Annotated in this window: 9 protein-coding genes; 1 reads left to right on the top strand and 8 read right to left on the bottom strand. The window is 67.9% G+C overall.

The genetic code is table 11. The features are described 5' to 3' along the window. Positions 1-106 precede the first annotated feature (106 nt). Positions 107-973, top strand: a complete 867-nt coding sequence (locus M6444_RS12810) for an SMP-30/gluconolactonase/LRE family protein (RefSeq protein WP_298327831.1) — start codon at positions 107-109, stop codon at positions 971-973. Positions 974-1,026: 53 nt separating this feature from the next. Here the strand turns inward: M6444_RS12810 and M6444_RS12805 are convergent, their stop codons facing one another. The 8 genes from M6444_RS12805 to M6444_RS12770 all read right to left on the bottom strand — a co-directional run bounded on the left by M6444_RS12805 (position 1,027) and on the right by M6444_RS12770 (position 12,514). After that, positions 1,027-3,096, bottom strand: a complete 2,070-nt coding sequence (locus M6444_RS12805) for a beta-galactosidase (protein ID WP_298327827.1) — start codon at positions 3,094-3,096, stop codon at positions 1,027-1,029. 23 nt (positions 3,097-3,119) lie between these two features. Continuing rightward, positions 3,120-4,016, bottom strand: coding sequence for a carbohydrate ABC transporter permease (locus M6444_RS12800; protein WP_298327824.1), 897 nt, complete (start codon positions 4,014-4,016; stop codon positions 3,120-3,122). Next, positions 4,013-4,996 carry a sugar ABC transporter permease gene (locus M6444_RS12795; RefSeq protein ID WP_298327822.1) on the bottom strand — a complete coding sequence of 328 codons (984 nt, stop codon included), beginning with the start codon at positions 4,994-4,996 and terminating at the stop codon, positions 4,013-4,015. Before M6444_RS12795 ends, M6444_RS12800 begins: the two co-directional genes overlap by 4 nt. Positions 4,997-5,025: 29 nt before the next feature. Further along, on the bottom strand, positions 5,026-6,591 hold the full coding sequence (locus M6444_RS12790; protein ID WP_298327820.1) for an extracellular solute-binding protein: 1,566 nt from the start codon (positions 6,589-6,591) through the stop codon (positions 5,026-5,028). Positions 6,592-6,737: 146 nt separating this feature from the next. Further along, complete coding sequence (locus M6444_RS12785) at positions 6,738-7,466, bottom strand: FCD domain-containing protein (RefSeq protein WP_298327818.1); 729 nt, start codon at positions 7,464-7,466, stop codon at positions 6,738-6,740. Between the two features lie 90 nt (positions 7,467-7,556). Further along, complete coding sequence (locus M6444_RS12780) at positions 7,557-8,579, bottom strand: putative sulfate exporter family transporter (RefSeq protein ID WP_298327815.1); 1,023 nt, start codon at positions 8,577-8,579, stop codon at positions 7,557-7,559. 10 nt (positions 8,580-8,589) lie between these two features. Next, positions 8,590-11,547 (bottom strand): discoidin domain-containing protein, encoded by a 2,958-nt coding sequence (locus M6444_RS12775; protein WP_298327813.1) that lies wholly within the window; start codon positions 11,545-11,547, stop codon positions 8,590-8,592. 400 nt (positions 11,548-11,947) lie between these two features. Beyond that, positions 11,948-12,514: a peptidoglycan-binding domain-containing protein gene (locus M6444_RS12770; protein WP_298327811.1), complete on the bottom strand. Its 567-nt coding sequence runs from the start codon at positions 12,512-12,514 to the stop codon at positions 11,948-11,950. Positions 12,515-12,534 lie beyond the last annotated feature (20 nt).

The raw sequence follows: 12,534 nt of genomic DNA, 5'->3' as shown, positions 1-12,534 counted from the left end.
GCGGCCCTCGCCGCTGCCGGTGTCTGCTCGCCCGCCCTGGTGGCACCTGCTCGCGGGCTCGACGACGACCGCCGCGCCGCGCTGACCGAACGCCTGCGGCAGTTGCATGCGATCTGAGGCCGTTGCCGTCACGGCCGCCGCCGGCCTCGGTGAGGGGCCGCTGTGGGACGCCGAGCGGTCCCGGCTGATGTGGGTCGATCTGCTGGCGAACACCGTGCACGAGTTCGACCCCGCCACCGGAGACGACGTCCTCGCCGCTTTCGACGTTCCGGTGGCGGCGCTCGCACTGACCGAGGGCGAGCAGTATCTCGCGGCGGCCGGGCACGACATCGCGCTGCTGTCGTGGCCGGATCCGGTCCTGACGCCAGTCGCCTCCGTGACCGGCGGCAGCCGGACCAACGACGGCGGCGTGGACCCGGCCGGCCGATTCCTCATCGGGACGATGGCCGACGAGTCCAGCCCCGGCGATGCGGCGTTGTTCGTGGTCGAGCGAGGCGAACCCCGCCAGGTGCTGGACGGCGTCACCATCTCCAACGGCCTCGACTGGAGCCCGGACGGCTCGGCGATGTACTACGTCGACACGCCCCTGGAACGCATCGACGTCTTCGACTACGACCCCGACACCGCAGAGCTGTCCAAACGGCGCGTTTTCGTCGACCTGTCCGGGGTGCCGGGGCGTCCGGACGGGCTCACCGTCGACGCCGACGGCGGGGTCTGGGTCGCCATGGCCCGCGGGGGCGCGGCCGTACGCCGGTTCACCCCCGACGGGCGCCTCGACCACGTGCTGCCGCTTCCGGTTCCCCATGCCACCAGCCTCGCCTTCGGCGGCACGGACCTCGCCGACCTGTACATCACCACGTCCCAGCTGCGCATGACCGACGCCGACCTGGCTCGGTGGCCGCTGGCCGGCTCCCTGTTCCGGGTCGAAGCCGTCGGCGTCACGGGCCGTCAGTCCCACCGCTACCGGGCGTGATCGCCAGGGATCCACCGCGGCCCTAGCCGCGGTAGATCCCTGGTGGTCACCGCTCAGTCCTCGGCGATCACCCTGATGTCCCAGGCGCCGAGCCGCACCGGCCGGCCGGGGCCCACGGGTTCGCCGGCGAACACGTCCGTCCCTTTCACCAGGTCGTCCGGCAGCTCCGGCGTCTCGAACGACCAATTGCTGACGAACGCCAACGAGCGCCCGTCGCGCGCACGCGCCCGAGTCATCCGGACCGACTCGGGCAGACCGGCGCCCAGCGGCTCGATGTCCGAGGCGCGCAGGACCCACGACCCGATCTCGCGAGCCAGCCCGGTGTCGGGCAGCATGCCGACGTAGGTCACCCGGCCCGCACCGTAGCGGTGCGTCGTCACCGCGGGGAACCGGCCGAAGTGTGGGTGGTCGTAACCGGCCAGCACGTCGGCGCCTTCGACGACCAGCTCGTCCATCCACGCCGTGGCGAGCGCCCCCGGTGGCACCTCCAGCCCGCCGGAGACCGAGGTGACCGGCAGCGGCGCCGCGAGGTTGGAGTACAGGTTGTAGCCGACGCCGGCCGCCTCGCGTAATGGACCGGGCGCACGGACCCAGCGAGCCCGGGCGTACTCGTCGGCATACCCCGTACGGATCGTCAGCACCAGGTGGCCGCCGTCGTGGGCGTAGCGGGCCAACCCGTCCAGCGTGGCATCGTCGGCGACGTACAGCGCTGGAGCCACCACCACCGGGTACGCCGAGACGTCCGAGCCGGCCGGCAGCACGATGGCCTGGGCCCGGGCATCGAAGAAGCCCCGGTAGAACGTGTCGAAGATCCGCTCGTAGCTGCGGCTGTCCGGCGCGGCGCCGTCGGCGGTCTTCAGCGGCGGCTGGCAGGCCATCGCCCAGCGGCTGTCGTAGGAGTACAGGAAGGCCACTTCGGCTTCGGGGGTGAGCCCGGTCAGCAAGTCGCCGTGCTTGGCCAGGTCACGGCCGATGCCGGCGACCTCGTCGTAATTGCGGTTCGGCTCGAGATCGTGGTTGACGATGCCGTGCGAGTAGATCTCGTGCCCGTAGTGCAGGCTGTGCCAGTGCCAGTAGGCGACCATGTCGGCGCCGCGCGAGATCGTCGAGAACGCCGCCATCCGCCACTGGCCGTCGTAGCCGGGGAAGACGTTGTCCGAGCCGGCGATGCTGATCGGGTTCATCTCGGTGATGAAGAAGTTCGATCGCTTGACGCCGTAGGCCATGTCCGAACGCTGGTAGAGCTGAGCCGGGCCCGAGCCCGCCGTGCGGGCCGGGTACATGTGCAACCCCTCCACCGGCGGCTGCGCCAGACCGTCCTGCGTGGCATGCGGGAAGTTCTCAGCTTGCACATCCATGACGGCGCCGATGGCATACCGGTCGGCGTCGGGCTTGCCGTGGTAACCGACCACGTCCTGGGTGACGAACTGTTCCGGGCGGGCATAGTCGCGGACGATGTCGACCTGCCACTGCAGGAACTCGGTGGTCATGCCGGCTTGGAACCGGCGCCACTCCAGGTCGTAGCCCGGGCTGGTGTTACCGGCCGGAGCCCACAGATCGGCCCAGTCACTCAGCCGGTGCGACCAGTACGTCAGTCCCCAGATCTCGTTGACCTTGTCGACCGTGCCGTAGGTGCGCCGGATGTGCTCGCGGAACGCGTCGATGACGCTCGGGTTGTGCGCGCCCGCGGTGCCGGTCTCGTTGTCCACCTGGAAGCCGATGACGCTGGGGTGCTGCGCGTAGCGTTCGAGCACCAGACGGGTGATCCGCTCGGCGAAATGCCGGTAGGTCGGGTTGGTGACGTCGACGTTCTGGCGCGCCCCGTACGGCGTCACCTGGCCATCCCGGCGCACCGCCATGATCTCCGGGTACCGGCGGTGCAGCCACGGCGGAATCGCATACGTCGGCGTCGTCAGCACCACCTGGATACCAGCCGCGTGCAACGCGTCGAGCACCCGCTGTAACCAGTCGAGGTCGAACTCGCCTTCGCGCGGTTCGCACAGCGACCAGATCGAATCGCCGACGCGGGCGTAGTTGATGCCAGCCTCGACCATCATCCGCACGTCGTCGTCGAGACGATCGAACGGCTGGTACTCGTAGTAGTAGGACACGCCGTACAGCAAGTGAACTCCTCAGTGCGGGGGTTTCAGCCACGTACCGCGCCGGCGACGCCTTCGACGAAGTATCGCTGGAGCAGCAGGAAGATGATGACGATGGGCATCAGGGCGATGGTGGAGGCAGCAGCCATGCCGGACCAGTCGGTCATGTTCTCGCCCTGGAACGAGTAGACGCCGACGGCCAGCGTGCGCAGTTCCGGCTGGGCCAGAGTCAGCACGAGTGGGATGAGGAAGCTGTTCCAGACCCGCATCAGCGCGAGGATGATCGCGGTGGCGATCGCGGGTTTGGCCAGTGGCAACATCACCGTCCAGAAGGTCCGCACGAACCCGGCGCCGTCGATGCGTGCGGCTTCCTCGAGCTCGTTCGGCAACTGCCGGAAGTATCCGGCGAACAACATGATCTGGATGACGTGTGCTCCACCGGACTCGGCGAGGATGATGCCCCACAACGAGCCGGACAACCCGAGCTGGTTGATCAGGTCGAACACCGGGATGATCGTGTAGCCCTCGGGCAGGAACAGCGTGGCGATCAGGAGCACCACCAGCACCTTGCGGCCCGGGAACGGGTAGCGCCCGATCACGTAGCCGATCATCGCCGTGGTGACGACGACGATGGCGATGGTGAAGACCGTGATGAAGATCGTGTTCCAGAAGTACGGGCCGATGTTCGCCTCGTACCAGGCCCGGGTGTAGTTCTCCCACTGCGCCTGCTCCGGCAGGATGCTGACACTGCCGAAGATCTCGGTGTCGGTCTTCAGGGACGAGCCGACCATCCAGAGGAACGGGTAGATCCAGATCAGGCAGATCGGCAGCAGGATGAGGCTGACGATGATCTCTCGTCGCCAGCCCCGGCGCTTGCGAGGCGGCGCGGGCGCGGTGATCGTCTGAGCCGGTGCCGTGGGTTCGGTGGCGGTGGGGATCGTCATCGCCGGTTCACCTCCTTGACGTCGCTTTGCATGGCACCGGCTCGTCGCACACCCCAGACCTGCGCCAGCGTGAAGATCAGGACCGTGATGCCGAAGAACACCGCCACCGCCGAGGCGTAGCCCAACCGCGGCGTGAAGTCGGCGGCGAAGGCCAGGCGGTAGATGTACAGCTCGACCAGCTCGGTGGCGAACGCCGGGCCGCCCTGCGTCATCGACTGCACCAGCGGGAAGGTCTGCAGCGCACCGACGAAGGTGATGAGGATGATGACCACGGCGAACGGCGTGATCATCGGCACGGTGATGTGCCGGTGCGTCTGCCGGCGAGTACAGCCGTCCACGCGGGCGGCCTCGTACAGCTCTTGGGGCACGGTCTGCAGCGCGACCAGCCAGTAGATCATCGACATGCCCATCCACTTCCAGACGAACACCCCGGCGACCGACCACAGCGCCAGGTCAGGGTCGCCCAGGAAGTCCACCGGACGGTCGATGAGCCCGAGGTCCAGCAGGACGGCGTTCAACGGGCCGTCGAACGGATTCATGATCAGCGACATGACGACGCCGACGATCGCCGTCGTCGTCACCACCGGGAGGAAGAACATCGTGCGGAAGACCGCCCGCATCCGCAGCGACGCGTCGTTGAGCACCAGAGCTGCGAACAACGCCAGGATCAGCATCACCGGAACCGCGACGGCGGTGAACGCGAACGTCCGGCCGAAGGCGCTCCAGAACGCGGCATCGCCCACCGCCTCGCGGTAGTTCTCCACACCGACGAAGCGCTTGTCCGACTCCAGCCCGGACCAGTCGGTGAACGAGATGTACCACGACGAGATCATCGGGTAGAGCGTGAACAACGCGCCGAGCACCAGCGACGGCAACATGAACACGTAGCACCAGCGCGAGTTCCACAGCCGTTCGCGCAGCGTCGTGGGTGATCCCGAGGTGCGGTCCGCGCCGGCCAGCCGTTCGGCCGGTCTGAGCATGGCCATATGCTCTCCTGGTCGAGTGCGGTTCAGCGACCGTCGTAGTCCTCGATGGTGTAATCCTTGGTCGGGTCCCAGTTCGGGAAGATCCAATCATCGCGGGTCGCGGTGCTGCCGTCGACCTTCGCGGCCTTCGCGATCGCCTCGTCGCGGGCCCGCTCGGCGCGGTCCTTGACCTCACGCAGCGCCTTGCGCACATCGCTGACCTCGCCCACGAGGATCGCCTGCAACACGTCGGCGAACCCGGGGTCCGGCGGCTGTTCGTGCTTGGTGACCAGCGCGACGTCGGGGTTGGCGATCACCGGTTCGGGGTTGCCCACCATGGCCTCAGCCAGCTCCAAGCACGTCTTGGCCTGGTCGCTGTAATCGGTGGAACCTGCCTCGCGCGCCTCGGCGAGAACCGGCGGGTTGCCGACGCCAGCATTCTCGGCCCATCTGGTCTGGCCGTCGAGGGAGGTGACGTAGCCGAGAACGTCCCCGGCGACCTCCTTGACCTTGCTGCCGGCGAACATCGTCAGCATGTCCCCGCCGATGGTCACGTATCCCGGCGGCCACGGGTTCTCGTTCGGGAACGGTAAGGGTGCGACGCCGAAGTCGAAGTCGGGCTCGTCGCGGTCCCAGAGGGCGGTCACCCACGGCCCGGCGCTGACCATGGCGGCATTGCCCCGGACCACCCGCGGCCAGCACTCCGGCGCGGTGAGCGAACTGGACCCGGGGAAGACGCTGCCGTCCTGCTGCAACGCGAGCATCAGCTCGATGGCCGCGACGATCTCGTCGCTGTCGTGGTGGAACTCGCCGGACGGTTGGAGGATGTTCCCGACGATCGGCAGCCCGGCCATCCGCGCCATGTACTCCACCCACTGCACGAGCCGGCCAGGCTGGTTGATCTCGAAGATGACGCCGTAGGCCTGCCCGTCGCCCTGTTCGGTGACCTTGCGGGCCGCTTCGCGGTAGGTGTCCCATGTCAACGGCTCGGTCTCGGGGTCGAATCCGGCGTCGTTCATGAGCTGCTTGTTGTAGTGGATGATCTGGAAGTGCCGCTGGTCGGTGCCGATCGGCACGATGTACTGCTGGCCGTCGAAGACATGCACGCCTTCGACCTGGTAGGTGTCCGGGAAACGCTGCTGCCAGTCGGCGAAGTCGGGCATGTAGTCGTCCAGGGGTGCCACCCACCCTTCGGACACGGCCTGGCTGAGCGGAATGTTGCCCGGCAGCTGAATCAGGTCGTGGGCGGAGTTGTTCCGGATACCCAGCGGCACGACCTCTTCGATGCGGTTCCACGGCAACGGGTCGTATTGGAACGTGACGTTGTCGTGCTTGGCCTGGTACGCCTCGGCAAAAGCGTTCCAGAAGTCCGCTTTGGTGTCACCGCTGTCAACCAGCCGGATGGTGACGTCCGTGGAGGGGAAGTCGCCGGCCGGGTCCGGGATGTCGAACTCGAGGTCTGTTCCGCCGCCGGAGCCGTCGCCGCCGCCGAACCCGCCGCCGCAACCCGACAGACCGGCCAGCGCGGCGGCGCCCAGCCCAGCACTGGCAGCGAGGAACGTGCGCCGTGTCGGTCGGCCGGCACCAGGAAGAGTACGCCGCTGTGTCATCGGGCGACCCGCCTTCCGAAACTCGTCGATGAGTAATCGATTTCAGGTGGTAAGAGGTTAGACCCCTGCTCTCGTAAAGGTCAATGGGTAGCCGGCGTCTATACCGTGCCTTGAGGTTGTTTCTGCAGCTCGAAGGCTGCGGACGGTCAGACAGCCGCGCCGTTGCCGTCGGCCGCTTCAGCGGCCAACCGGTCCAGCGCGGCACGATGCGCGCTACGGATGTGGGTGCGCGCGGCTCTGGCCGCCGCTGCGGCGTCATTGGCCGCCAGGGCGTCGACGATCCGTTCGTGCTGACCGCGCGATTTCTCCCGACGCCCGGGGATGAGCAGCGTCGTCTTCATCCCCGAGATGAGGATGTCATGCAGTACGTGACTGGTCTGGCGCAAGAAGCGGTTGTCGGCGATATCGGCGATACGCAGGTGGAACGCAGCATCGAGCTTGGCGAGTTGGCGGAAGTCGGCGGGATCGGTGTCGAAGGCCGCGTCGAGCTCGTCGAGGACGGCGCGCAGCTCGTCGACCTGATCGGCGGTGATGCGCTCGGCCGCCCAGCGAGCCGCGGGCACCTCGAGCACCTCGCGCATCGAGAACAACTCGTCGATGTCGAGGTCGGCACCCCGCAGCGCCGCGCCGAGCTCCGCGGCCGACGGCTCGACCACGAACACGCCGAGACCGTGCTTGACCTCGAGCCGACCTTGGGCTTGCAGAATCCGCACGGCCTCGCGGACCGAAGGCCGGCTGGCGCCGACCAGCGCGGCGAGATCGCGTTCAGTGGGCAGCCGGTCTCCCGCCTTGAGCGATTTGCTCTCCAGCAACTGCTCGATCTGAGCCACGATGCGCTGAGCGACGCTGCCTGATTCGTTGACTGGCTTCCACACCCGCAGCCACCTCCATCGACGATTCCAGCATAGAACGTCTGTGGTCAGAGTTCTGGCCCTGTCGCGGCCGAGATCAGTCGCGGCAAGACATCAGGCCAGGACGAGCAGCCCGCCGTAGGCGACCGCGGCGGCGAGACCAGTGGACGCCGCGCCCAACGCGGCGGTACGGCCACCAGTGCGCACCAGGCTCCGCAGGTGAACACCGGCACCGAGCCCGAACATCGCGCCGGACAGCAGCACTGCCGTGACGACTCCTGCTCCCGACACCACGACGTCCGGCAGCAGACCCGTGCTACGCACGCCGGCCATCGCCAAGAAGCCGAGCACGAACAGCGGCACCAGGGGCGGACGCGGCCCGCCATCGGTACGACTGAGTGCCCGGCGTCGTTCCCTCAGGGCGACCAGCGTGATCATCGGGGCGAGCAGCACGACCCGGCCCAGTTTCGCCAGAACCGCCACGACGAGCGCGACCTGACCGGCGATGCCCGCGGCAGCGACAACCTGCGCCACCTCGTGGACGCTGGCGCCGATCCACACGCCGAACTCCCGGTCACCGAGCCCCAACACGTCCTGCAACAACGGGAATCCGGCGATCGCCAGGCTTCCGTACAACGTCACCATCGCGATGGACGTCGCGACGTCGTCCTCGTCGGCATCCACGACGCTGGCCACGGCAGCCACCGCCGACGCGCCGCAGATCGAGAATCCCGTCGCCAGCAGCAACGAGCGTTCCCGGCTCACCTGCATCAGCCGGCCGAACCACCGGGTGCCGACGAACGTCACCACGACGGTGATCACCACCACCCCGAGGTAGCCGGGGCGCAGCTGCAGCAGCTCGGGCACGGCCAACTGCAGCCCCAGAACCACCACCCCCGCCCGCAACATCACCTTCGTCGCGCCGCTCAACGCGACCCGCGCGGACGGCGTGAGCAAGCCTGTGTTGCGAACCACGACACCCAGCACCAGTGCCACCGTGAGCGGGGCGACGACCCCGATGACCTCGCTGAGCGCGTACGCCACCGTGACCCCGGCCACCAGCGTCACGCCCGCGCGAGCCGTACCGGCCGGTGGCCCGCGCCGGCGCACCCGAGCCCGCCCTTCGCCCGCCGTCACTGCGGCCGGTTCACGGCGCGTGGCCGACGAGCAACTCCGCGGCCGCCGCCACGCCGAAGTGCCCGGTGATGGCGGTCAGCCGGACGTAACGCGCTGTCGTAGCCGTCCACGTCGCGTACTTCTGCTCCTTGTCATCGGCCCAGTCGCCGTCAGCCACCGTCGTGAAATCTTCACCGTCGACGCTGACCTCGACGCGGTACTCCGTGATGTTGCCGTTCTGGTTCCCGTCCTGGCGAGGCAGATACCCCAAGCCGTGAACGTCATAAGTGTCGCCGAGGTCCAGCGTGACCGATGCGGGCAACGGTCCGGTGGCAGCCGGCGCGGAGTGCCAGAACGTCGTCGCGCGCCCGTCCACGGCCATGCACGCCAGGTGCGGATCGCTGTGCACGCTGCTCGCAGTGGCCGTGACCTGGTCCGATGGCACGATATCGTCGAACTCCGGCGGCGCGTCGTCCGGGACCTGCGGGCGTGGCGGCGCGGGCGGCGTCGTGGTGAGCGTGGGCCCGCCGGCGCGGACCACGCCGAGCTCACCCGCGGTGGCGGTCGCCGTACCACACGCCTTGCCTTCGTCGGTGGCGACGAGGCGGACGTAGCGGGCGACTTGTGCATCCCAGGCCGCCACCTTCGTGGAGCTGTCCGCGCTCCACTGTCCGCTCACCACGGGCTCGAACGACTCGCCGTCTCGGCTGAGCTGCACCTCGTACCCGGTGATCATGCCGTTGGTGCTGCCGTCCAGCCGCGGCTGGTACGTCAACGCCTGGATTCGCTGGGGTCGCCCCAGGTCGAGGGTGACGCTCTGCGGCAGGGGCTCGGCTGGGTCGAACCGCGAGCTCCACGTCGTCTCGGGCCGGTCGTCGATCACGTGCTCGGCACCGTGCGTCCAGCCGCGGTGGAAGCCGTGCTCGCTGGACGCCGTCGCCGTCATCATGTCCTTCGCGACCAGATTCGGCGGCCGGCCGGTGCGCGTCACCTGCAGGTCGTCGAACTGAGCGTGGTCCCACATACTGACGCCGAGCGCCACGTTCCCGGTGCGCTGCGTCGTGTCGTCGACGCTGCCCAGTTGCTCGCCGTCCACGACGACTTCGATCCGGGACCCGTGCATCCGCAGGGCGACGGTGTGCCACGTTTCGACGTCGATGGCGTCGTCTCCGGCGGACAACGTCTGCTCCATGCCCGTGGCGTGATCGCGGCTGAACAACTCCCACCCGTCGGTGCCGATGCGCAGGTGGTAGCCGCTGGCCGGGGTGCCCCACGACTGGCCGGAGATGCGCCCGCCCACCTCCACGTAGCCGGGCTCTTCGAGCAGCACGTCGGTCTGGACGGTGTAGTCGCCCCACCAGCGCGGATCACCGACCATGGTGCTCAGCGGGATCTCGCCGACCCCGCCCCAGCTGATCGGCGCTTCGTCCACCATCTGCCGGTAGCACGTCCCGTCACGGCCGCCGCCGCAGGGCGCGGCCTCGAACGCCCCGGCGAGGTCGGAGAAGTAGCGAGCCAACCCGCCGTCGTCGACGTGCTCGAACGACTCGCGATACGGCAGGTCGAGCTGATCGGTGCCGCTCGCGGCCGGTTCGGCATCGCCCTTGCCTTGCCCGTCGGTCGTGGTGATCGAATACACGTGGCCAGGCTCCAGATCGAGCGTCACCGTGTTGCCGTCCGGGGTGATCGTGCCGACGTGACGGAACCGGTCGGCGGGATCGTCGGAGGCGAAGTCGGTGGACCACAGCTGCATCGGGGTGGAAGGCAGGTCCACGACGTCGAGGGTGAGGGTACTCGCGCCCTCCGCGTCGAGGGTCTCGATGATCGCGCTCCAGTCGTCGCTGTCCGGTGTGGCCAGGGCAACCATGGTGGCTCCGGAGCTCAACCGCTTGCTGGCGGAGTCGAGGTAGTGCCAGCCGGGCTGGGCGAACTGCGTCGTGTGCGCGTAGGCCCAGATGCTGTCGCCGACGTCGTAATAGCCCGACCACGGCCATTCGGCCACCATGAGTCCGGTGTCGGCCAGCGTGATGTTGGAGTACCACGCCGATATCGGTGACCACACCATCATCGCGGTGATGTCGGCGTCGATGTACATCCGGTTGGCCGCGCGCGCCAACGGCTCGGCACCGGCGTCGTGCGCCATCGAACTCAGTTCACCGATCCACAACGGCTTGTCGAGGTTCTTGGCGGTCTCGGTGCTGGAACATTCCACGTAGAGCGTGCGGTGACCGCATGGCGAGTGCTGGTTGACGACGTCGACGGCGGCGCCGAACGCACCGTCGGCTTGCATGTCGTCGGCCACGCGCCAGTTCCAGTTCGGGGTGTCGTCCGCGGCGGTCAGTTCGATGTCCGGATGCTCGGCTTGCAAGGCTTCCTTCCAGCGCACGAACCAGTCGGTGTCGTAGCCGGCCTCGTTCCAGCCGCCCATGAAGTCGATGTCGAGGTCGTGCTGCTCGGCACAGTCCAGCCACGCCAGCAGGTAGTCGATGTTGTCCTGGCTCCAGAATCCACCGTCGAACCAGCCCGGTGCGCCCCACTGCAGCCCACCGAGAACGATGTCGGGGTTGCGTTTGCGGGCTTCGCGCATCAGCCACCACTCGTACCCCCGGTGGCAGTTGAGCTCCCCGGGCTTGCGCAGATGACTGGGCTCAGCGCCGGACGTGGAGTTCATGTCGCCACCGATCTCCACCTTGAGCAGTTGCAACGAGGCACCGTAGCCGGGGGTGAACAGGTAATCGAGGATCTGGCTACGCTCTGGTTCCGGGTAGTCGTACAGCAACCGGCTGGACGCGCCCGCGCTGACCGCGCCGAGTCCGTCGAATTCACGGCCTACGCTCGTGCCGTCGACGACGACGGTCTCCGCTGGTGCCGCACCGTGTTGTGGTGGTGCAGCGTCGGACGCGACTCCGCCCGGCGCGTACGTCATCAACGCCGCCACGACGGCTGCCCCCGTACCTACCCCGGCCACGATCCCTCGTCGACGACGCATCGCCACACCTCACTGGTTAGGTACGACATCTAAGGTCTGACCTCTGAACGTTAGAGAACCTCTACTATGGATGTCAACAAGCCCCTCGGGGAGATCAAGCCGGGGGAAGCTCGCCGCCGAGAGCACACCTACACGCCGGTCATGGATCGATTCACGGATCGGCCCACGGATCGGTCCACGGATCGGTCCACGGATCGGTCGTGAAGATCGTCGTGGTCGAAACAGCCGTTATACCCCGCACCCCCACGCACGACGATCATCACGACCACCCGAATCGGCACCCCCGCACACGACGATCATCACGACCGCGCGGACCGCGCACTCCCCCAACGCCACGAACGACGTGGCGCGGCCTCGGCCTGAACTCAACAGACCGAGGCCGCGCCGCTTCCAGCTATTTTCAGCGCACGGTGATCGTCCGCTTCTTGTGGTAGATGCGCGACCCGTCGAAGCTCGCGGAGCCGTCGGCACCGTCCACGTACTCCATCATGTACGCACCATCGCCGTAGTCCGTGCTGAGCCCGCCACGCCGGAACGTGACGTTGCCGGAACGGCCGATGTACTTCGTGAAGCGTCCCTTGCTGGTGAAGTACAGGTTGTAGTCGGCCCTGCCCCACGTCGCGGGACCGACTTTGCCGTCGGCGGCCAGCCCGTACCGGCGCTGCCAGCTCTTGGTGGCTTCGGCCGTCTGCGCGCCGAACTTGCCGTCGATGGCATTGGTGGACAGCAAGCCCTCAGCTGCCAGGATGGACTGCCACAACACGACGGTGTCGGTGTTCCACGAGTGCGCGCAACCGGCGCAGAGGCTGCCGCCGATCTCTTTGAAGTGATCGCCGAAGTCGTCTGTGACGACACCTGCGCCGTCCACGAACTGGGTGCTGAACTTCCCCTCGTTGTCGGCGTGCGCAGGCCCGGCCAACCCGACCGTGAGCGCGATCACCGCCGCGGCCACTGTCCACTTTCGCATATATCTGTCCCTTCATTGGA

It is taken from the genome of Haloactinopolyspora sp., from assembly GCF_027324685.1.
In the GTDB taxonomy this organism is placed as follows: domain Bacteria; phylum Actinomycetota; class Actinomycetes; order Jiangellales; family Jiangellaceae; genus Haloactinopolyspora.
The sequence above is the reverse complement of the archived record's forward strand: the minus strand, read 5'-3'. Positions and strand labels throughout refer to the sequence as shown.

What these genes read in the sequence shown, in the direction of transcription:
- M6444_RS12810 (WP_298327831.1), top strand. Translation starts at nt 107, where the DNA reads ATGCGATCTGAGGCCGTTGCCGTCACGGCCGCCGCCGGCCTCGGTGAG.
- M6444_RS12800 (WP_298327824.1), bottom strand. Translation starts at nt 4,016, where the DNA reads ATGACGATCCCCACCGCCACCGAACCCACGGCACCGGCTCAGACGATC.
- M6444_RS12795 (WP_298327822.1), bottom strand. Translation starts at nt 4,996, where the DNA reads ATGCTCAGACCGGCCGAACGGCTGGCCGGCGCGGACCGCACCTCGGGA.
- M6444_RS12790 (WP_298327820.1), bottom strand. Translation starts at nt 6,591, where the DNA reads ATGACACAGCGGCGTACTCTTCCTGGTGCCGGCCGACCGACACGGCGC.
- M6444_RS12775 (WP_298327813.1), bottom strand. Translation starts at nt 11,547, where the DNA reads ATGCGTCGTCGACGAGGGATCGTGGCCGGGGTAGGTACGGGGGCAGCC.
- M6444_RS12770 (WP_298327811.1), bottom strand. Translation starts at nt 12,514, where the DNA reads ATGCGAAAGTGGACAGTGGCCGCGGCGGTGATCGCGCTCACGGTCGGG.